General features: G+C 71.1%; 19 protein-coding genes. 9 read left to right on the forward strand and 10 right to left on the reverse strand.

The window, feature by feature from the left end; all coding sequences use genetic code 11:
• The first annotated feature begins 50 nt into the window (after positions 1-50).
• Positions 51-542, forward strand: coding sequence for a DUF6194 family protein (locus EST92_RS05855; RefSeq protein WP_129279859.1), 492 nt, complete (start codon positions 51-53; stop codon positions 540-542).
• An 81-nt stretch (positions 543-623) separates the two neighbouring features.
• Here the strand turns inward: EST92_RS05855 and xylB are convergent, their stop codons facing one another.
• From xylB to EST92_RS05870, 3 genes are all read right to left on the reverse strand, one after another.
• Entirely contained in the window at positions 624-2,027 is a 1,404-nt protein-coding gene (xylB, locus tag EST92_RS05860) for a xylulokinase (protein WP_129279860.1), read from the reverse strand.
• A gap of 50 nt (positions 2,028-2,077) precedes the next feature.
• The gene (locus EST92_RS05865) at positions 2,078-3,076 is read right to left on the reverse strand and encodes a zinc-dependent alcohol dehydrogenase family protein (RefSeq protein ID WP_129279861.1); all 999 of its coding nucleotides are present in this window, start codon (positions 3,074-3,076) and stop codon (positions 2,078-2,080) included.
• A 67-nt stretch (positions 3,077-3,143) separates the two neighbouring features.
• Positions 3,144-3,935 carry a DeoR/GlpR family DNA-binding transcription regulator gene (locus EST92_RS05870; RefSeq protein ID WP_129279862.1) on the reverse strand — a complete coding sequence of 264 codons (792 nt, stop codon included), beginning with the start codon at positions 3,933-3,935 and terminating at the stop codon, positions 3,144-3,146.
• A gap of 166 nt (positions 3,936-4,101) precedes the next feature.
• Here EST92_RS05870 and EST92_RS31980 point away from each other — a divergent pair, with 166 nt between their 5' ends.
• From EST92_RS31980 to EST92_RS05905, 8 genes are all read left to right on the forward strand, one after another.
• Positions 4,102-4,794 carry an MFS transporter gene (locus EST92_RS31980; protein ID WP_254068547.1) on the forward strand — a complete coding sequence of 231 codons (693 nt, stop codon included), beginning with the start codon at positions 4,102-4,104 and terminating at the stop codon, positions 4,792-4,794.
• The gene (locus EST92_RS31985) at positions 4,703-5,254 is read left to right on the forward strand and encodes an MFS transporter (protein WP_254068556.1); all 552 of its coding nucleotides are present in this window, start codon (positions 4,703-4,705) and stop codon (positions 5,252-5,254) included. The genes EST92_RS31980 and EST92_RS31985 overlap by 92 nt, the downstream gene beginning before the upstream one ends.
• A 99-nt stretch (positions 5,255-5,353) precedes the next feature.
• Positions 5,354-6,304, forward strand: coding sequence for a sugar-binding domain-containing protein (locus tag EST92_RS05880; RefSeq protein WP_129279863.1), 951 nt, complete (start codon positions 5,354-5,356; stop codon positions 6,302-6,304).
• 170 nt (positions 6,305-6,474) lie between these two features.
• The gene (locus EST92_RS05885) at positions 6,475-7,797 is read left to right on the forward strand and encodes a sugar ABC transporter substrate-binding protein (RefSeq protein WP_129279893.1); all 1,323 of its coding nucleotides are present in this window, start codon (positions 6,475-6,477) and stop codon (positions 7,795-7,797) included.
• A gap of 46 nt (positions 7,798-7,843) precedes the next feature.
• Complete coding sequence (locus EST92_RS05890; protein ID WP_216849075.1) at positions 7,844-8,740, forward strand: sugar ABC transporter permease; 897 nt, start codon at positions 7,844-7,846, stop codon at positions 8,738-8,740.
• A complete protein-coding gene (locus EST92_RS05895; protein WP_129279865.1) occupies positions 8,737-9,609 on the forward strand; it encodes a carbohydrate ABC transporter permease in 873 nt (290 codons plus the stop codon). The genes EST92_RS05890 and EST92_RS05895 overlap by 4 nt, the downstream gene beginning before the upstream one ends.
• Before the next feature lie 255 nt (positions 9,610-9,864).
• Complete coding sequence (locus tag EST92_RS05900) at positions 9,865-10,323, forward strand: ATP-binding protein (RefSeq protein ID WP_161981706.1); 459 nt, start codon at positions 9,865-9,867, stop codon at positions 10,321-10,323.
• Positions 10,324-10,826: 503 nt separating this feature from the next.
• Positions 10,827-12,932, forward strand: a complete 2,106-nt coding sequence (locus EST92_RS05905) for a SpoIIE family protein phosphatase (protein ID WP_129279894.1) — start codon at positions 10,827-10,829, stop codon at positions 12,930-12,932.
• Positions 12,933-12,980: 48 nt separating this feature from the next.
• On the opposite strand, the gene EST92_RS05910 is transcribed toward EST92_RS05905, so the two are convergent.
• The 7 genes from EST92_RS05910 to EST92_RS05940 form a co-directional block, all read right to left on the reverse strand.
• Complete coding sequence (locus EST92_RS05910; protein ID WP_254068548.1) at positions 12,981-13,460, reverse strand: hypothetical protein; 480 nt, start codon at positions 13,458-13,460, stop codon at positions 12,981-12,983.
• A 58-nt stretch (positions 13,461-13,518) separates the two neighbouring features.
• A complete protein-coding gene (gene aspA / locus EST92_RS05915; RefSeq protein WP_129279867.1) occupies positions 13,519-14,931 on the reverse strand; it encodes an aspartate ammonia-lyase in 1,413 nt (470 codons plus the stop codon).
• A gap of 52 nt (positions 14,932-14,983) precedes the next feature.
• Positions 14,984-16,012 carry an asparaginase gene (locus EST92_RS05920; RefSeq protein WP_129279868.1) on the reverse strand — a complete coding sequence of 343 codons (1,029 nt, stop codon included), beginning with the start codon at positions 16,010-16,012 and terminating at the stop codon, positions 14,984-14,986.
• Entirely contained in the window at positions 16,012-17,571 is a 1,560-nt protein-coding gene (locus tag EST92_RS05925) for an amino acid permease (RefSeq protein WP_254068549.1), read from the reverse strand. Before EST92_RS05925 ends, EST92_RS05920 begins: the two co-directional genes overlap by 1 nt.
• Entirely contained in the window at positions 17,568-18,305 is a 738-nt protein-coding gene (locus EST92_RS05930; protein WP_129279869.1) for a FadR/GntR family transcriptional regulator, read from the reverse strand. Before EST92_RS05930 ends, EST92_RS05925 begins: the two co-directional genes overlap by 4 nt.
• Positions 18,306-18,535: 230 nt before the next feature.
• On the reverse strand, positions 18,536-19,228 hold the full coding sequence (locus tag EST92_RS05935; RefSeq protein WP_129279870.1) for a response regulator: 693 nt from the start codon (positions 19,226-19,228) through the stop codon (positions 18,536-18,538).
• Positions 19,229-19,332: 104 nt separating this feature from the next.
• Complete coding sequence (locus EST92_RS05940; protein ID WP_129279871.1) at positions 19,333-21,009, reverse strand: sensor histidine kinase; 1,677 nt, start codon at positions 21,007-21,009, stop codon at positions 19,333-19,335.
• Positions 21,010-21,121: the final 112 nt, after the last annotated feature.

A 21,121-nucleotide genomic window follows, 5' to 3' on the forward strand; every position in this document is an offset into this window, starting at 1 on the left:
GCCTTCCGGTGCAAAGCCTCCACAAGCACCTTAATGAAACGCTTGAGCACATGACCATGGACGAGATCATCAGCTTCGTGGAAGGCCTCGATGGCGTTCTGGCCATCAGGCCAGGCCCGGACGACGGCTCACCGGAGATCAGCTGGGGGGACACCTACTTCTTCCACTCTCCTGACGGCGTCGTACCGCCGGCGACCCAACCCTTCGCGACGATCGTGACGAAGAACTACCCGGGCGACGAGAGTTCGCGTCTGGACCGCCCGGATGCGTTCCGCGTCAATATCGCCGCCGGGAAGGAATCCTTCCGCCACTGGACCGGCCACGCGCCGCGCGAGCCAGTGGTCAGCGACGACCCCGGCGCCGCCGACGTCGTGCAGGCGCACCCCGTCTACGGCTCCCTCGGCTGGCTCGCGGTGGTGAATCCGGGCCGGCGGACCGATACGGCAGTCCGCGAGCTGCTCCGCACCGCCCATCGCCTCGCACGCTCGCGCTATGAGCGGCGGAAGGAGTCAACGAGGAGTGCGGAGGTGGGGGGAGGGTGATGCCGACGCGGTGCTGACGGACCGATGTCCTGATGTGCTGACGGTGCTTCAGGTGCGAGGCGGGCCGGCGGGCCCCCTCGCTCATCCGTACACCATCGCCGCGGCGTCGGCGTAGGCCTCCCGGATGCGGCGGCCGGGCGAATCGTCGGCGGGTGCGGGCAACTCGCGTGCCGCGGCGAGCGGCCAGTGCGGTGGCTCGGGGGTGCCGGCCAGTGCCCAGGCGGCCTGGCGGGCCGCGCCCAGGGCGACGTACTCCTCGGGTTGCGGCACGGTGACCGGCGTCCCGAAGATCTCGGCGGCGATCTCGCCGACCACAGGGGCCTTGGCCGCCCCTCCGATGATGAGGACGCGCCGGGCGCCGACACCCTGGGCGCGCAGCCGGTCGAGGGCGTCGGCCATGTTGCACAGCATGCCTTCGACGGCTGCCCGGGCGAAGTTCGGGGGGTGCATGTTCGTCTTGCGCATGCCCATCAGACTGCCCGCGGCCTCGGGGAGGTTGGGGGTGCGTTCGCCGCCCAGATAGGGGAGCAGGACGAGGCCGCCGGCGCCGGGCCCGGCCTCGCGGGCGAGGGGGCCGAGGTCGTCGAGTGCGATGCCGAGCATGCGGGCGGTGGAGCTGAGGACCCGTGCGGCGTTGAGGGTGCACACCAGCGGCAGGAAGCGGCCGGTGGCGTCCGCGAAGCCGGCGACGGCGCCGGTGGGGTCGGCCGCGCAGTGGTCGGAGAGGGCGAAGGCGGTGCCGCTGGTGCCCAGGGAGACGACGACGTCGCCCGGCTGGAGGCCCAGGCCCAGCGCCGCGCCCATGTTGTCGCCGGTTCCCGCTGCCACCAGGGCTCCGTGCGGGGTGCGGCCGGCCACCTCGTACGGGCCGAGCACGCGGGGCAGTTCGGGGGTCCGGTCGCCGAAGGCGAGGGCGAGGAGGTCGCGGCGGTAGGTGCCCTCGGCCGGTGACCAGTAGCCGGTGCCGGAGGCGTCCCCGCGGTCGGTGACCGGTTCGGCGCGGGTGCCGGGACCGCCGCACAACTGCCAGGTCAGCCAGTCGTGCGGGAGCAGCACCCGGTCGGTACGGTCCGCGAGGTGCGGTTCGTGCTCGGCCAGCCAGCGCAGCTTGGCGACGGTGATGGCCGCGACCGGTACGGTGCCGACCGCCTGGGCCCATTTTTCCGGCCCGCCGAGGTCGTCGACGAGATCGACAGCGGCCCGTGCGGAGCGGGTGTCGTTCCACAGCAGCGCGTCGCGCACCGGCCGCCCGGCCGCGTCGAGGGCCACCAGACCGTGCTGCTGCCCCGCGACCGCGAGGGCGTCCACGTGTTCCAGCAGGCCGTTGCCCGCGTCGAGGAGCGCCTGCCACCACGCCTCGGGGGCGACCTCGGTGCCCTCGGGGTGGGCGGCGCGGCCCCGGTGCAGTACCTCCCCGGTGTCGGCGTCGCAGACGACGACCTTGCAGGACTGGGTGGAGGAGTCCACCCCGGCAACTGTGGGCATGACGTCGTTCGCTTTCGCTTCCGTACAACGAGAGGAGGTGGGAGGGGAGTTCAGGCCTGGGGGCGGAGCTGGATCTTGCGGCCGGAGCCGTCGCGGAACGTCTGGAGGGCGGCGCCGAAGTCGTCCAGGCCGAAGCTGTGGGTGATCATGGTGTCGGCGTCGATGACACCCTTCGCCATCAGGTCCACGGCGCGCCCGAAGCTGTGCAGGACGGCCATCGACCCGACGATGGTGATCTCGTCGTTGTAGACGCGGAACGGCGAGAAGGACGCCTTGTCGGCGGACGGGGCGACGCCGAACTGCTGGAAGGTGCCGCCGCGGCGCACCCGGGTCAGGCCGTCCTCGATGACGGGGATGGCGCCGGTGCAGTCGATGACGGTCTCCCAGCCCTGCGGCCGGTCCAGGTCCGCCGCGCTCGCCGCGGTGGCGTCCGCGCCGAGGCGTTCGGCGATCCCCAGGCGGTCCTTGTTGATGTCGACGACCGAGAGGGAGGCCGCGCCCGCGGCCTTGGCGAGCTGGAGCATCATCAGTCCCATGGTGCCCGCGCCGTAGATGAGGTAGTGGTCGCCGAGGCGGCGGGGCAGGACGTCGAAGCCGCGTACCGCGCAGGACAGCGGCTCGATCAGCGTGCCCTGCGCGACGTCGATGCCCTCGGGCAGCCGGTAGCAGTTGGCGGCCGGCACCTTGACGTACTCGGCCATCGCGCCGTCCACGGTGTCGCCGATCGCGCCCCAGTTCTCGCACAGGTTGCCGTGCCCGATCGCGCAGTAGTGGCAGGCGCCGCAGAACAGCGACGGGTCGACGGCGACCTGCTCGCCGGTGCGCAGACCGCGCACCCCCGCCCCCAGCGCGACGATCTCGCCGGTGAATTCGTGGCCGGGAACGATCGGGTACGGGGTGGGCGCGAACTCGCCCTGGACGATGTGTACATCGGTGCCGCAGATGCCCACGGCGGCGGGTGCCACGAGCACCTCACCGGGGCCCGGGGTGGGGTCGTCGACGGTGGTGACCTCGTAGTGCCCGGGGGTGTGGATGACGACAGCACGCATGGATCGGGGCCTTTCTCGGGTGCGCCAGGGGGGTGCGCTCGGGTGGGGAGCCTCGGCTCGGGCCGGGTCAGCTCTGTGGATCGACGGTGCGGACCTCGACGCCGAGGTCCCGGACGGGCCGCAGTTCGCGCTCCGGTGTGTCGATGTCGGTGACCAGCAGGTCGTAGCCGCTGACATCGCCGTAGGCGTAGGTGGCGGTGCGGCCGAACTTGCTGTGGTCGACGGCGAGTACGGCGCGGTCGGCGGCCTGCAGATACGCCTGCTTGGACTCCGCGTAGGCGCGCACCGGATGGAAGAGCCGGCCGTCGCGGACCGAGGTGGCGGTGACGAAGGCGACGGTGGCGCGGATGTCCTCCAGCTGACGACGGGTCTGCGGACCCGCACAGGACTCGAAGTCCTCGTAGAAACGGTCGCCCAGCAATGTCACCTCGGCCGGCGAGGCCGCCAGGAGGTAGGTGATGCGCAGCGAGTTGGTGATCACGCGGATCCCCTCGACGGCGGCCAGCCGGCGGGCGAGCGGGAAGAGGGTCGAGCCGCAGTCGATCAGCACCGTGTCACCGGGGGAGACCTCGTCCACCAGCGCGTCCGCGATGGCGTTCTTCACGGCGACGTTGGCGTTCTCCCGGAACCGCAGGGCGCTCTCCATGGCGACGTCGGAGAAGGCCGTCGCCACTCCGCGGCCCTTGCGCAGCAATTGCCGCTCGTGGAGGTTGTCCAGGTCCCGGTGCATGGTCATGACGCTGACGTGCATGCGCGCGGCGAGGTCGGCGATGCGGATCTCCCCTTCCTGGGCGACATGGCGCAGCACCGCCTGACGGCGCTCCTCCACCTCGGCCTCGGAGCCGCGACTCGCTCTCATCGTGGGCGTCCCCCGTTCGTTTCCGTGGCGGTCTTCCGCCGTGTTCTCACCCTAGAACATCACACACTTTATGTGAAGCTCTTGAAATTCTCTGTGAGGTTGTTCAGTCCGATGGCCACCTACGGGCGAACGCCCGACCCCTCAGGAGGTCGGCGTCATCTTCACGGTGTACGGCATCACCGCCGCGGTGGGCGCCTTCCTGGCGGGCGGGCTCTGTGACCTGTGGGGGCCGCGCCGGGTGATGATGGCCGGCGCCCTGTGCTGGGCGGTCTGCCACACCCTGTTGCTCGCGGTGGCCGTCCCCGCCCACTCCTACGGGCTGATCCTGCTCACCTACGGCCTGCGCGGCTTCGGGTATCCGTTGTTCGCCTACGGATTCATGGTCTGGATCATGGTGGGCGCCCCGGAGCGCCAGCTCGGCAAAGCGCTCGGCTGGTTCTGGTTCTGCTTCACCATGGGCTACCCCGTCATCGGCTCCGCCCTGGTCTCCGCCCTCAAGCCCGCCATCGGCTTCTACCGCACGCTGTGGGTGTCCCTCGCGATGATCGTGGCCGGCGCCCTGGTCGTCCTGCTCCTGCTGCGTGAACGCACCGGATTCCAGGGTCTGTCCAGGGGGCCGGAGCGGGTCGGCCTGCCGCGTACCTTCCTGGGCTGTTTCACCGTCCTGTTCGACAAGCCGCGCGTCGGCATGGGAGCGGTGGTCCGGCTCATCAACCACCTCGCAGTTCGGTGTGTGGGTCTTCCTCCCGCTCTTCCTCGTCGACCGGATCGGCTTCCGCGCTCAGGAGTGGGCCTCGCTGCTGATCGTCATGATGGTCAGCAACCTCGCCTGCGTCGTCACCTTCGGTGCGCTCGGTGACCCGTGGAGCCGGCGCAAGACCGTCGCCTGGCTCGGTGGCGTGGTCTCGGCGCTCGCCTGTCTCGCGCTGTATTACGTGCCCGAGGCCGCCGGGCACAACTACCTCCTGGTCGCGATCGCGGCCGGCGCGCTGGGTGTCGGCATGGCCGGGTACGTCCCGATGCCGCCGCTGATGACCTCGCAGGATCCGGAGCGCAAGGGGCAGATCATGTCGGCGTACACGCTGGGGGCCGGCGCCAGCATGGCCTTCGGTCCGCTCATCGGCACGGTCTTCATCGGTGCGATCGGCATCGGGGGAGTCATGTGGATCTATGCCGCCCTGCATCTGCTCAGCACCGTCCTCGTGCTGGGCATGAAGACGCCGCCCGAGCCGCGGCCGGAGCCCGCGGACCACACCGATGTGCACCCGGCGGAGCGGCAGCCGGTGGGCGCGTTGACAGCGCCCTCCAGGGGTCTTTAATGGAGAAAAGGCGCATATGAGATGCATGTGCTCATGCGAGCACCGCACTCGCGGCGTCCAGAAGGGCGACTCGCGGCGTCCAGAAAGGCCAGGCCCGCCATGCGTACCCACCACACCGGCCCGGAGTACCTGGTCCAGACGGCCGCCATGGCCCGGAGGTTCTACCTCGAAGGCAAATCCAAGATGGAGATCGCCGAGGAATTCGGCATCAGCCGGTTCAAGGTGGCCCGGACCCTGGAGACCGCCCTCCGCGACGGCCTGATCCGGCTGGAGATCCGGCTTCCCGCCGAGCTCGACGCCGGCCTCTCCGACGCCCTGCGCACCCGATTCGGTCTGCGGCACGCCATCGTCATCGACTCGCGGCAGGAGGAACCGGACGACACCGCGCAGGCCACCCGCCGCCTCGGCGCGGTCGCGGCCGACCTGCTCGCCGAGATCGTCGTCGAGAACGATGTCCTGGGGCTCGTCTGGGGTCCCGAGATCGAGGCCCTCGGCTTCGAGCTGACCACCCTCGCCCGGTGCACGGTCGTCCAGCTGTGCGGGGTGACCCCGCTGCGCCCCGTGAACAAGACCGCGGTGGAGGCGGTAGGCCGGGCCGCCACCATTTCGCGCGGCGTCGTCCACCCCATCTACGCACCGCTGCTGCTGCCCGACGCGACGGCGGCCCGGATGCTGCGTGAGCAGCCCGGCGTGGTCGACGCGGTCCGCCACTTCAGCAAGGTGACCAAGGCCGTGGTCACCGTCGGCGGATGGGGGCCGGGACTCTCCACCGTGTTCGACGCGCTCACCGAGGCCGAACGCGAGGAGTACCGGAGCCGCGGAGTGTGCGCCGAAGTCGCCGGCCATCTGCTCGACGCGGAAGGACGCATCATCGTCCCCGAACTCACCGAACGGGTCATTGCGATCAGCTTCGACGAACTGCGCGCGGTGCCCGACGTGATCCTGCTGGCCGACGGCATCGAACGGGCAGCCGCTGCCTCGGCGGCGGTGAAGACCGGTCTCTTCAACGGCGTGGTCACCGATGCCGGGGTGGCCGAGAGCTTGCTCTGAACGCGCGAACCCGTGCGCTTGTCGTCCGCCGGCAGGTGCACGGCCGCGCGCCGAGGCGATAGACCTGGTGCGGGCAGTAGCGGGCGGGGTGAAAGGTGCCAGCCGTGAGAGCACGACGCCGTGGTCGGGCCCGACGGGACCGTCCCGGTCACCTCGTCCGGCAGATCGCCGTGACCCTGGCCGTGGTGCTGGCGGCGGGCGGCTGCTATCGGGGCGCCGGCGATGTCGGCAACACCGGCAGCAACACCCTCAATGTGCTGATGGTGAACAACCCGCAGATGGTGGATCTGCAGCGGCTCACCGCCGAGCACTTCACCAAGGAGACCGGCATCAAGGTCAATTTCACCGTGCTGCCGGAGGACGATCTGCGCGACAAGATGAGCCAGGACTTCTCCAGCCAGGCCGGGCAGTACGACGTGGCGAGCCTGAGCAATTACGAGACGCCGATCTATGCCCGTAACGGCTGGCTGACCGAACTGGGCGCGCGGGCCGCCGAGGACCGCGCCTTCGACCAGGGCGACATCCTCCCGCCGGTCCGCTCCTCGCTGACCGCCGCCGACGGCAAGGTCTATGCGGAGCCGTTCTACGGCGAGTCGTCGTTCCTGATGTACCGCAAGGACCTGTTCAAGGCGGCCGGGCTGACCATGCCGGCCCACCCCACCTGGCGCCAAGTCGCCGCGATGGCTGCCACGTTGGACGGCATCCGCAAGGGCGTCAAGGGGATCTGTCTGCGCGGGCAGCCCGGCTGGGGCCAGCTGATCGCCCCGCTGACGACCGTGGTGAACACGTTCGGGGGGACGTGGTTCACCAAGGACTGGCGGGCGAAGGTCGACAGCCCCGCCTTCACCGCGGCCACCCGGTTCTATGTCGATCTGGTGCGCAAGCACGGCGAGCCGGGTGCACCGCAGGCCGGCTACACCGAGTGCCTCAACGACATGCAGCAGGGCAAGGTCGCCATGTGGTACGATGCGACCGCCGGCGCCGGCTCGCTGGAGAGCGGCGAGTCCAAGGTCGCGGGCAAGGTCGGCTATGCCCCGGCGCCGGTGGAGAAGACGGCCGTCTCGGGCTGGCTCTACACCTGGGCGTGGGGCCTGCAGAAGGCCAGCAAGCACCAGGACGCGGCGTGGAAGTTCATCTCCTGGGCCTCCAGCAAGACGTACGAACGCCTGGTGGGCCGGGAGCTCGGCTGGTCGCGGGTGCCGGCGGGCAAGCGGGCGTCGCTCTATCGCGACCCGCAGTACACCGAGTCCGCCCGGGCCTTCGCCGGCCCGACCGAGCGGGCGATCAGTACGGCCCGGCCCGACGACCCGGGCGTCCAGCCCCGCCCCGTGCCCGGCATCCAGTTCGTGGACATCCCCGAGTTCGCCGCCCTGGGCACCAAGACCAGCCAGGAGATCAGTTCGGCCGTCGCCGGCAAGCAGAGCGTGGCCGCCGCACTCCGTCACGGGCAGCGACTGGCAGCGGAGGTGGCCCGTGTCTACGCAGGCCACTGACGCGTCGGCGCACGGCCCGCACGGTGCCGTGGACGCCCGGGCAGCCGTGGACCGGGCCGCGGTGCGGGCCCGCCGGGCGCCCCTCCTCCCCGCCGTGGTCTTCCTCGTCGTCGTCACCCAACTCCCGTTCCTGACGACGGCGGTGATCTCCTTCCTCCGCTGGAACGCACTCGCCCCCCAGAACCGGGGCTTCGCCGGCTTCGACAACTACCGGGCGGTCTTCACCGACCCCGCGCTGCGCAGTGCGGTGGTGACCACGATCCTGCTGACGGTGACCGTGGTCCTGGTCAGTCTGCTGCTCGGGCTGGGCCTGGCGCTGCTGCTCGACCGGCGCTTCCGCGGACGCGGCCTCGTCCGTACCCTGCTCATCACGCCGTTTCTCATCGTGCCGGTCGCCGCGGCCCTGCTGTGGAAGCACGCCCTGTTCAACACCTCCTACGGCCTCCTCAACGGCGTCCTGACCTGGCTGTGGAGCCTGTTCGGCAGTGACAGCCCGCCGCAGCCGGACTGGATGACCAGCGCCCCGCTCGCCGCGGTGGAGGTGACGCTGATCTGGCAGTGGACGCCGTTCATGATGCTGATCCTGCTCGCGGGACTGCAGAGCCGGCCCACCGACGCCGTCGAGGCCGCCCTGGTGGACGGCGCCTCCGCGTTCGACGTCTTCCGCTATCTGACCCTGCCGCATCTGCGGCGCTACCTGGAACTCGCCGCCCTGCTCGGGACGGTCTTCCTCGTCCAGAACTTCGACGCGGTCTTCACCCTCACCTCCGGCGGCCTCGGCACCGCCAACCTCCCCTACACGATCTACCAAACCTTCTACCAGGCACATGACTACGGGCTGGCGTCCGCGCAGGGCGTCGTCGTGGTGGTCTGCTCCCTGATCGTGGCCGCCTTCGCACTGCGCACCGTCTCGTCCCTGCTGCGCGAGGAGGACATCCGATGACCGGCATGCCGCGCGCCGTCCGCCGGCTGCCGGCAGCCGCCCGGCGCCGGCGTCGCACACACGCGTATCTGGTCCTGCTGGCCTGGCTGAGCGGGCTGCTCTTCTTCGTGCCCGTCGCCTGGATGGTGCTGACGTCGTTCCACAGCGAGACGGACGCGGCGACCAACCCGCCCGGCCTCGGCGCTCCGCTCACCCTGCACGGCTACCGCGAGTTCTTCGGCGCGGGCAGCGGCGTCAGTCCCTGGCCCCCGCTCCTCAACTCGCTGACCGCCTCGGTGGTTTCCACGATTCTGGTCCTCGCCCTGGCCGTCCCCGCCGCCTACGCCCTGGCCATCACACCGGTGCGCAAGTGGCGCGACGTCCTGTTCTTCTTCCTCTCCACGAAGATGCTGCCGCTGGTGGCCGCACTGCTGCCGCTCTACCTCGTCGCACAGCACACCGGAATGCTCGACAACATCTGGCTGTTGGTCCTCCTTTACACCGCGATGAACCTGCCGATCGCGGTATGGATGATGCGCTCGTTCCTCGCCGAGATTCCGGTGGACATGCTGGAGGCCGCCGCCATCGACGGTGCGGGTCTGGCCACGACACTGACCCGGATCGTCGCGCCGGTCGCGCTGCCCGGTCTGGCCGCGACGGCCCTGATCTCCTTCATCTTCAGCTGGAACGAGCTGCTCTTCGCCCGGGTCCTGACCGGCGTCGTCGCCGGCACCGCGCCGGTGTTCCTGACCGGCTTCGTCACCAGCCAGGGCCTTTTTCTGGCAAAGGTGTGCGCCGCCGCCGCGTTCATCTCCCTTCCCGTGGTCATCGCCGGATTCGCCGCGCAGGACAAGCTCGTCCAGGGCCTCTCACTCGGGGCCGTGAAATGACGCGGTGCGGTTCACCGGGCATCGTCGATCCGCTGCGCACCGTGACGAATTCCGGTCGAAATTGCTCGTCTGAGCATGACTTGCTCATGTTTCAAAAGAGCCCTTGAAAACCATTGACATCCCCCTTTGCCGATCTTTAATAGGGAGTAATTCGATATATGAGCTGTTGGTGCTCATTCGAGCAATTCACATGCTGTAAACGCGGCCGTGTTGATCGCGCGCTTGCTTGTTTGAAGGGTCAAGGAAATGGCTGCAGTGGCTGAATTCGTCATCCCACGGGATGTCGAACTTCCTTCTGCCTCGCTCACGTTGCCGGCAGTCCTGTCCTCCGCCAGGCAAGCCCGGACCTTCACCGCGGAGGCTCTGCGGTTCTGGGGTGCGAGCGAGGAACTCATCGATTCGGCCGTGCTGATCGTCTGCGAGCTGGCCACGAATGCCATTCGGCACGGAGCTCGGCTGCCGACGCGCGGCCGGGGGACGGATTCCACGATCATTCTCCGGCTCGCCCTGGAAGTCGAGGCGCTGTGCATCGAGGTGCATGACGGGTCGATGGTCCTGCCGGTCCCGCGCGCCGCCGGCCGAGACGAGGACTGCGGACGCGGCATGCAGATCATCGCGGCGCTCGCCGAGTCCTGGACCTGCGGCCGGGACCCCGAGGGCGGCAAGTGGGTCCGCGCGACCCTCTCGCGGGTGGACGGCGCCGCTGACGGGTGACGGCGGTGCCCCGTGCGGCGAGGGGCCCGGGTCGATCGGCCCGGGCCTCGGCCATCCCTGCGGGGCCGAGGGGCGTGCTCTCGTCCCACAGCCGCGTGGCGTGCGCTCGTCCAACTGCCCACGATTCCCAGGGATGTCGTCCACGAAAACCTCATAGCACCCGCTTCGCGCCGAGCTCCTCAGGGGAGAGTGGTCCTCACTTGCGGGACGTTCGACCTACGGACCCACCCGATATCAGACGTAAACTGCCCGTATGCGAATGTGTGGTGTGGCCGGTGCGGCAGGTCGTTGCCGGCGTGGGTCGGCCGGCTGATGCGCCGGGCGCTGGGGGCGGCCCGGCAGGTCGGGACGAGTCGGGTGCGGATCGGGGCCGTCCCGGTGGGCGGTGCCGACGTGGCACGCGGTCGCTTGGGACGCGTACGAGCCGCCACCCGCCACGCCGACGGGGACGGGTGACGGCGGTGCAGGGTCTCTTCGGGGGCGCCGCGGCCGGGGGCTCCGACATGCTGCTGGAGGCTCCCTTGGTGCAGGCCGTGCAGGAGTCGGGCGCTTCCGGCGGCCTGGTCTACCTCTTGCCCCGGGGCGCCGGTGAGCTGCAACTGACGGTGCTGACCGGGGTCTCGCGGCGGATCGTCGCCCCCTGGGAGCAGGTGCGGCTGACGACCAGGGGCCCGGTGCCCGATGCCGTGCGGGAGCGGCGGCTGGTGTGGCTGCCCGGCTACGAGGAGATGGCGCGCCGATATCCGCGGACCGCGTTGGTACTGCCTTACCCGTTCGCGGTGGCCATCGCGCCGATCACCACGGCTGCGGACGTGTGGGGCGCGCTGGCGTTGATGTGGCCCGGAGCGCACCCGCCGGAGCTGTCCCAGCAGGAGTCCGACGCGCTCCACTCGTGTTGCCGGCGCCTGGGCCTGCTGCTGGAGGGGGCCGCCGACAGCGACCACCCGGTACTGCCCGGCCGGGAGCCGCGGTTGATCCCGTCGCTGCGGGCCCGCGCTCCCGCGGCGGCCGAGGCGCTGGCGGCCTTCGACTTCGCCGAACGGCTCCCCGAGGGCTGCTGCGCGCTGGACCTGGACGGCCGGATCACCTTCGTCACCGCGGGAGCCGCCGAGCTGGTCGGCGCCGAGGCCCCCGAGCTGCTGGGCGCGCTGCCCTGGGAGGCCCTGCCCTGGCTGGACGATCCGGGCTTCGAAGACCACTACCGGGCCGCCGTGATCAGCCGTCGGTCCGTCTCCTTCAGCGCCCTGCGCCCGCCGGACCGGCGGCTGTCCTTCCAGCTCCTCCCGGATGCCGGCGGTCTCAGCGTCCTGATCACCCCGGCCGTCGGGCCCGGAGCCGCCGGCGCTCCCGCACAGCGTCAGCTGCCGGAGCCCGTGGGCCCGAGCCGGGCGGATGTGCTGTACCACCTCCTGCACCTGGCCGCCATGCTCTCCGAGGCGGTCGGGGTCCGGGACGTGATGGAGCGGGCCGCCAGCCAGCTCATGTCCGCCTTCGACATCCAGGCCCTGGCATTGCTGACGGCCGAGGAGGGCCGGTTGCACGTCATCGGCCAACGCGGTTTCACCGCCACGCTCACAGCCCGCATGGACGCCACCCTCCTGACCGAGGAGGTCGCCCCCGCCCAGGTCCTGAACAGTGGAGTTCCCGGCTTCTTCGCCACCTCCGAGGACCTCGCACGGGCCTACCCGCACGCGCAGGTCCACGAGGACGTCGCCGCGTGCGCCTTTCTCCCCCTGATCGCCTCCGGCGCCCCGGTCGGAGTGCTGGTCCTCGGCTACGACCGGCCCTTCCCCTGGACGCCGCAGGAACGGGCCGCCCTCACCTCTCTCGCCGGCCTCATCGCGCAGGCTCTGGACCGCGCCATCCTCTACGACGCGCAGCACCAACTCGCCCGCAGCCTGCAGGCGGGCCTGCTGCCGGCGGCCCTCCCCGCCGTCCCGGGCCTGGACGTGGCCGCCCGCTATCTCCCCGCCGGCCGCACCATCGATGTCGGCGGCGATTTCTACGATCTGGTCCGCCTCGATGGCCGTACCGCTGCCGCGGCCATCGGCGATGTCCAAGGCCACAACGTCAACGCCGCCGCCCTCATGGGCCAGGTACGCACCGCCGTCCATGCCACCGCCGGCGCACCTCCCGGCGAAGTCCTCGCCCGTACCAACCGACTGCTCACCGACATGGACGCCAACCTGTTGACCAGCTGCCTCTATGTCCACCTCGATCTGGCGCAGCACCGCGCCCGGCTGGCCACCGCCGGCCACCTTCCGCCGATCTGCCGCCACCCCGACGGCCGCGTCGAAGTCCTCACCCTGCCGCCCGGCCTGCTGCTCGGTGTCGACCCCGACGCCGACTACCCGACGATCGAAGTGCCCTTCCCTCCCGGCAGCACGCTCGCCCTGTACACCGACGGACTCGTGGAAGCCCCCGGCTGCGACATCGAGGAGGCGATGAGCAGCCTGGCCGACCGCCTCGCGCAGGCGTCGCCGGGACCGATGAGCGCCCTCGCCGACACCCTCGTCCAGCAGACCGAACCGTCCGCACCGCACACCGACGACATCGCCGTGCTGCTCATCCACCACGACCCGCACGAGACACGCACGCCCGGCACCTGAGCCCGACGCCCATGTCCCCGTCGCTGAGCGCGCGTCCCGGTTGCTCGCTCACTCGATCCCCAGGGGCCCGAAGCCCAGGTCCGCACGCATGAGGTGACGCATCCGCGCCATGGCCGCGCGCCGTTGCGCTATCAGGGGCGCGTCCTCGGCGGAGCCGACCGCCACCCCTCGGGCGTAGGCGTCGCGGAGCGCGCGCAGGCGGTGGAACGCCTCGTTGCCCGCCGCCACGACCTGCGGCGGGCCCACGAGCCAGAGGCGTTCACTCGCCGTGTAGATACCGGTGCCGCGCACGGCTTCGCGTACGGCCGCGTCCCGCGCCGACTCGGACATGTGATCTCCCAAGGCGACGGCCCGGATCTCTTCCCCCGCGGCTTTGAGGGCGGAGACGAACTCGGTGTACACCTCGCGCCGCACTTCCAGTGCGTGTCTGGCCTCCTCCCGCTGCCACCGTCGGCGATCGGCGAGCAGTGTGGCCGTGATGCCGATGACGGCACCGGTCAGTGTGGAGAGCAGCGGCATCCAGTCCATGTGCGGCAGCGTGTCCCAGTCATGGCGCCGGCACCAGTGGTCGTGCCGCGGACGTGGCTTACCTGGCGCTCCCGGTGCCCGCGATTTCCTCCGGCCGGAGCAGGGCCGCGAGGCGGTCGGCCGGCAGCAGGCCCTGTTCCAGGACCAGTTCGGCGACGCCGCGGCCGGTGGCGAGCGCCTCCTTGGCGATGGCGGTGGCGGCGGTGTAGCCGATGTGCGGGTTGAGGGCGGTGACCAGTCCGATGGAGTTCTGCACGCTCGCGCGCAGGGTTTCGGTGTTGGCGGTGATGCCCGCGACGCAGCGTTCGGCGAGGGTGCGGCAGGCGGCGCCGAGGTGGGTGATGCTCTCCGAGAGGGAGTGCAGGATGACCGGCTCGAACGCGTTGAGCTGGAGCTGGCCCGCCTCGGCGGCCATGGTGATGGTGACGTCGTTGCCGATGACCTCGAAGGCGACCTGGTTGACGACTTCCGGGATCACCGGGTTGACCTTGCCGGGCATGATGCTCGAACCGGCCTGTACCGGCGGCAGGTTGATCTCCGCGAGGCCCGCGCGCGGACCGGAGGAGAGCAGCCGCAGATCGTTGCAGCTCTTGGAGAGCTTGACGGCGATGCGCTTGAGGACACCGGAGAGATGGACGAAGGCGCCGCAGTCCTGGGTGGCCTCGACGAGGTTGGCGGCGGTGACCAGCGGCAGACCGGTGAGGGCGGCCAGGTGGTCACGGGCCGCCTCGGCGTAGCCCTTGGGGGCGTTGAGGCCGGTGCCGATGGCGGTGGCGCCGAGGTTGATCTCGTGGATGAGCAGGACGGCCTCCGCCAGCCGGCTCTGGTCCTCCTCCAGCATCACCGCGTACGCCGAGAACTCCTGGCCCAGGGTCATCGGCACCGCGTCCTGGAGCTGGGTGCGCCCCATCTTGAGGACCTCGCGGAACTCCTCGGCCTTGGCCGCGAAGGCCTCGCGCAGCACGGTCATCGAGTCGAGCAGTTCCCGTACGGCGATGATCGTGGCGACGTTCACGGCCGTCGGGTAGACGTCATTGGTCGACTGGCTGAGGTTGACGTGCTCGTTGGGGTGCAGATGGCCGTAGTCGCCCTTGTCGTGGCCGAGGATCTCCAGCGCCCGGTTGGCGATCACCTCGTTGGCGTTCATGTTCGTCGAGGTACCGGCGCCACCCTGGATGACGTCGACGATGAACTGGTCGTGCAGCCGGCCGCCGTCCCGAATCTCCCGGCACGCGGCGGCGATGGCATCGGCCCGCTCCCGGTCCAGCAGCCCGAGGTCCTCGTTGGCCCGGGCCGCGGCTTCCTTGACGGCGGCGAGCGCATTGATCAGATGCGGGTAGGCGGCGATCGGCGTACCGGTGATGGGGAAGTTCTCCCTGGCGCGCAGGGTGTGCACGCCCCAGTACGCCTCGGCCGGTATCTCGCGGTCGCCGAGCAGATCGTGTTCGCGGCGGTGGCCGGCGGCAGTCATGGTGCTGAGGGTCCTTTGTGAAGGGGGATTGCGGAGGTGAGGCGAGGGGGTGTCAGGACAGGTGGGGTGCCGTGGGGCGCACGGCCCGGAGGGTGCCGACCGGCGCGCCGCCCCCGAGGACGGGGGCGGTGGCGAAGGCGGCGAGGACACCGGGGTCGACGCCGCAGAGCGCCAGGGCCGCCGCCGTCACCGGCATCCGGGCGCGGTCGGCGCCGTCGGCTATCTTCACGCCGACGGCCCGGCCGTCCGGCAGCGCCGCGACCTGCACCCCTTCGAAGCCGTCCTTCGCGAGCAGACCGGGCACCGCGCGCACCAGGTGGGCGACGTCCCGGTTGCTGCCGGAGACCATCTCGGGGTGGGCGCGCATCGCCGCGGCGATGCGGCCCTCGTCGGTGCCGGGTGCCGCCGTCGCCAGCCGGGCGGCGGCCCGGGTCAGCCCGTGCAGCGAGACCGAGAACAGCGGGGCGCCACAGCCGTCGACCGTGACGTGGGCGATGCGCTGGCCGGTGAGGTCCTCCACGGTCGCGGCGAGTTCCTGCTGCAAGGGGTGCCCGGCATCGAGGTAGTCGTCCAGCCGCCATCCCCGCGTGCGGGCCGTCAGCAGCATGGCGGCGTGCTTGCCCGAGCAGTTCTGCGCGAGGCGGGAGGGGGCGAGGCCGCGCCGGATCCACTCGTCGCGGACGGCCGGGTCGTACGGCAGATCGGGGACGTTGCGCAGGTCGTCCTCGGTCAGCTCCGCGGCGGCCAGGATGCGCCGGGCGCCGGCCAGATGTCGTTCCTCACCGGAGTGGCTGGCCGCGACCAGGGCCAGCAACTCCTCGTCCAGCGGCGGCAGCCCCGCACGCAGCAGCCCGACCGCCTGGAGCGGCTTCAGCGCCGAGCGCGGGTAGCACGCGACCTCGATGTCGCCTGCCTGGTACGCCACGCTCCCGTCGGCCGCCAGTACGACGACCGACCCGTGGTGGACGCCCTCGATCATTCCTCCGCGTACCACGTGGGCGACGGGTACGTGTGCCGGTTCGCGGACCACGGGTGCTTCGCCCGGGGTGCGGTGCGGCCGGACAGTGCTCTGTCTCATCATCAACTCTCGCTGGATCCACTGCTCTTGGGGTCATCGGTGGCAGGCCGGGGGTGGGGAATGGGGCCGGCGGCCGCACTCCCGGCGGCCTCCGGCGCACCGCTCTCGCGCGTCGCCGCGTCCCGCAGGGTGCCGACCCGGCCGCGTACCAGGAACCAGCCGCCGACCAGTGCCGCCACGATCACCGGGAGCGAGAGCACGGTGGCCCGGCCCGGACCGTCGTCGGCCCACATCAGCACCAGGACGAGGGCGAGGAAGGCCAGCGTCACACACTCGGTCCACGGCGAGCCGGGCAGCCGGTAGCTGGGGCGGGCGAGCTCCCCGGCCCGGGTCTTCCGCCAGAAGAGCAGATGGCAGATCATGATCATCGCCCAGGTGCTGAGGATGCCGATCGCCGCGAAGTTCAGCACGATCTCGAACGCGTCGCTCGGCACGACGTAGTTGAGGCCCACGCCCAGGACGCAGATTCCCGAGGTGAGCAGGATGCCGCCGTACGGGACCTGGCTGCGGCTCATCAGGCCGGTGAACTTCGGCGCGGAGCCGGACATCGCCATCGAGCGCAGAATGCGGCCGGTGGAGTAGAGGCCGGAATTGAGGCTGGACATCGCGGCGGTGAGCACGACGAGGTTCATCACGCCGCCCGCGGCCGGCACGCCGACACGGGACAGCACGGTGACGAAGGGGCTCTCGTCGGCGGAGTACGAGCTCCAGGGCAGCAGCATCGACAGCAGGACCACCGAGCCGACGTAGAAGATGCCCACCCGCCACATGATCGAGTTGATCGCCTTGGGCATGATCTTCTCCGGCTCGGCGGTCTCGCCGGCCGTGACGCCGACCAGTTCGACCGAGGCGTAGGCGAACACCACACCCTGGATGACCAGCAGCATCGCCAGCGTTCCGGTCGGGAAGAGCCCGCCGTGGTCGGCGATCAGCGCGGGGCCGGGGGAGTGGCCGCCGACCGGGTGCTGGCTGACCAGCAGGAAGATGCCGATCAGCATGAAGACGACCAGCGCACCGACCTTGACGATCGCGAACCAGAACTCCATCTCGCCGAAGATCCGCACGGAGATGAGGTTGACGGTCAGCACGACCGCGAGGGCTATCAGCGCGATCACCCACTGCGGCACATCGGAGAACATCCCCCAGTAGTGCGTATAGGTCGCCACCGCCGTGATGTCGGCGATTCCGGTGGTCGCCCAGTTCAGGAAGTACATCCAGCCCGCGACGAACGCCCCCTTCTCGCCGAGGAATTCACGGGCGTAGGACACGAACGCCCCGGAGGACGGCCGGTGCAGCACCAGCTCGCCCAGGGCGCGCACCACGAGGAAGGCGAAGAGTCCGCAGACCGCGTACGCGACGAACAGCGACGGCCCGGCGTCGGCGAGCCGGCCGCCCGCGCCCAGGAAGAGCCCGGTGCCGATGGCCCCGCCGATCGCGATCATGTTGACGTGCCGGGACTTGAGGGACTTCTGATAACCGGCGTCGCCGGCGTCCACATGCCCGCTCGTCGGTGTGGGTGGTTGTTGCTGCCGTTCCGCCTGCCGGAGGGATTGCTCGCTCACGCGTGATCCTCGTCTTCCGTGGAGGGGGCCGTGCGGTGTTGCGGCCGCACGATGGTGGTCAGCGTCGTTTCGACGCGTACGAGGTGGTGCGCCATGGCGTCCACGGCGTCCTGTTCGGAGCTGTCGACGAGAGCTTCGACGATCGCCCGGTGTTCCCGGTTGGACTGCTCGCGCCGTCCGCCGAGTTCATTGAGGAATGCCGACTGGCGGGCCAGTGCGTCGCGGATCTCCTCGATGACCCGGCGGAAGACCGGATTGCGGGCCGCCTGGGCGACGGCGAGATGGAACATCGTGTCCATCGCCACCCACGCGGTGGTGTCGGTCTCCTGCTCCATCCGCTCCAGCAGATGGGTCAGGTGATCGAGGTCCTCCGGCGTACGGCGCACCGCCGCGTACCCGGCCACCGGGATCTCCACATGACGACGGACCTCCAGGAGGTCGCTCGCCGTGTAGTCGCCGAAGGTCGGGTCGGCCGCCGCGCCGTCGGAGACGACGAAGGTGCCCTTGCCGGTACGTGAGACCGTCAGCCCCATCGTCTGGAGCGCGCGCAGCGCCTCGCGGAGCACGGGGCGGCTCACTTCCAGCCGGCGGCAGAGCTCTGCCTCCGACGGGAGCTTGTCGCCGACCGCGAAATCGCCCCGCTCGATGGCGTCGCGCAAATGGTGCAGCACCGCTTCCATGGCACTGATCCGTCGAGGGGAGCCGCCAGCTGTCTGGCTGTCTGACAGGTTCACCCCGGGATCGTCGGATCCGGCCGGGGGAACTGTCAAGGGGTGGGGCGCAGATCGTTCCCCGGGCCCGGTCCGGGCCCGGCCCCTCGGACCCCGCGGCCTGTTGTAGCGGTCCGGCTACTGTCGGTGCAGGGGTTCCTGCTCGGGCGGTACGCCGTGGGGGACGTCACGCGGGGAGCAGAGGCAGGGGAGCGGGCCGGGGGCACGGGCCGGGGCGGCCGGTCGTGGCCCGGTCAGTGGGCGCGTGCCCAGCGGTAGCGGTGTTCGGGGCGTCCGGTGTCGCCGTATTTGAGGGTCAGGGTGATGTGGCCGGTGCGTTCGAGGTGCTTGAGGTAGCGCTGGGCCGTGGAGCGGCTGACGCCGGAGCGTTCGGCGACCTCGTGCGCGGACAGGGGGTGCCCGGCCCGGTCCAGGACCTTTCGGATCAGCTCGACGGTCGCCGCCGAGTGGCCCTTGGGGAGCTCGGTGTGCGGGGAGTCGGCCGCCCGGAAGGCGCCGAAGATCCGGTCCACCTGCTCCTGGCCGGCCTCGCCGCGGCCCCCCACCCCGGCCACGGTCCGGCGCAGCGCCGCATAGCCCTCCAGCTTCGCCCGCAGGCCGGAGAAGCCGAACGGCTTGACGAGATACTGCAGCGCCCCACAGCGCATCGCGTCCTGGACGGTGGCGACGTCCCGCGCCGCCGTCACCATGATCACGTCGGTGCGGTGGCCGAGCTGCCGCAGCCGCCGCACCAGCGCCAGCCCCGTCTCGTCGGGCAGATAGTGGTCGAGCAGCACCAGATCGATCCGGGTGCGCTCCAGCGTGGCCAGGGCCTGGGCGGCGGTGTGGGCGCGGCCGGCGACCCGGAAGCCGGGCACCTGGGACACGTAGGCGGCATTGATCTCGGCGACGTGGAAGTCGTCGTCCACCACAAGGACATCGATCATCGTGACGCTCCGCTCACCCGGCACTTCGCTGCTGTGATTCCGCGCTCGGCCGTTGCCCCGGCCGACCCCGCCCGTTAGTGGCGCTCCCGGCGCCGGGACCGCGCTCACCTGGGCTCTCCCGCGGTCGTCAGGGCACGCACGGGGGAGTCGGCCGGCGGGGCGAGCGCCTCGGGCAGGACGACGGTGAAGACCGCGCCGCCGCCCGCGCGGGCGGTCACGCGGGCCATCCCGCCGTAGCGCTCGGCGAGCCGGCGCACCAGCGCGAGGCCGATTCCCCGGCCGCGGTGGAAGGCCACACCGCGCCCGGACGGGCGGTCCGCGGGGGCCGGCGGGACGGCCTTGGTGGACCAGCCCTCGGCGAAGATCCGCTCCCGGAGCTCCACCGGCACCCCCGCCCCCGTGTCCGAGACCCGCAGCACGGCCGTGCTGCCCTCGGCGTGCAACTCCACCTCGACGAACGGCTCGGCACGGCGGTGCTCGGCGGCGGCGTCCAGCGCGTTGTCGATGAGATTGCCCAGGACGGTCACCAGATCGCGCGGGTCGACCACCGCATCGGGCAGCAGCGTCGCGGGCGACACCCGCAGCGGTACGCCGCGTTCGGCGGCGATGGCGGCCTTGCCGACCAGCAGCGCGGAGAGCAGCGGGTCGTGCACCCGCTCCGCGATCTGTTCCGCGGAGGCCCGCTGGGCGCTGGTCACTTCGGTGACGAATTCCACCGCTGTGTCGTGCCGGCCGAGTTCCAACAGTCCGCGCAGGGTGTGCAGTTGATTGGCGTGCTCGTGGTCCTGCGCCCGCAGCGCGTCCAGCAGTCCCTGGGTGCTGTCCAGTTCGCGGCCGAGCAGCTCCAGCTCGGTGCGGTCGCGCAGGGTCACCACCGCCCCGCCGTCCGGCGTCGGCATCCGGTTCGCGACCAGCACCCGCCCGCCGCTGACGGCCAGCAGATCCGCGCCGGCCACCCGCCCGGCCAGCACTTCCGTGGTCCGGCCCGGCGAAAGCACCTCGTCCAGCGCCCGCCCCGCAGCCTGCCCGTCCAGGCCCAGCAGCCGCCCGGCCTCGTCATTGACCAGCCGGATCCGGCCGTGCCGGTCGAAGGCGACCACCCCCTCACGGATGCCGTGCAGCATCGCCTCCCGCTCGTCGAGCAGCGCGGAGATGTCGGCGAACGCCACCCCGTGGGTACGGCGCCGCAGCCCGCGGGCGAGGACGAGCGCGGCGAGGACGCCGACGGCCAGCGCCGCGCCCGCGTACCGCAGCACCACGGGGATGGTGCCCAGCAGCCGGCTGTGGACGCTGTCGTAGGCGATGCCGACCGATACCGCGCCGACGATCCGGCCGCGGTCGTCGCGCAGCGGCACCTTGGCGCGGGCCGAACGCCCCAGCGTCCCGGTGTCGATCTGCCGGACCTGGCGGCCTGCCAGGGTCCGGCTGGGGTCGGTGGAGACGTGCCGGCCGATCTCGGCGGGGTTGGTGTGCGACCAGCGCACCCCGCGGGTGTCCATCACCACGATGTACAGCGCCCCGGTCGCCTTGCGGATCCGCTCGGCGTCGGCCTGCACCGGCCCGTGTGCGTCCGGCGCGGTGGCGGCCAGCTCCCGGGCGAGGTCCGGTTCGGCGGCGGTGGTCTGGGCGATGGACAGCGCACGGCGCATCGCCTGATCGTCCAGCTGGGAGCTGAGCGGGGCCAGGAACAGGCCGGTGGCCAGCACCATGACCCCGGTGGTGAGGGTCACCTGCGCGGTCAGCACCTGTGCAAAGACACGTCGCGGCCGGCGGATGCGCATGAGGCCTCCCTCGTCTCCGGCCCTCCGCTGCCATGCGGAACCGAAACTTCCTGTTATCTCGCGGTGCCCCGCACGGTAAGCCGCGCGTAAGCAATTGCGCACCCCTTGATAA

This window comes from Streptomyces sp. TM32, from assembly GCF_004122755.1.
Taxonomy (GTDB): Bacteria; Actinomycetota; Actinomycetes; order Streptomycetales; family Streptomycetaceae; genus Streptomyces; species Streptomyces sioyaensis.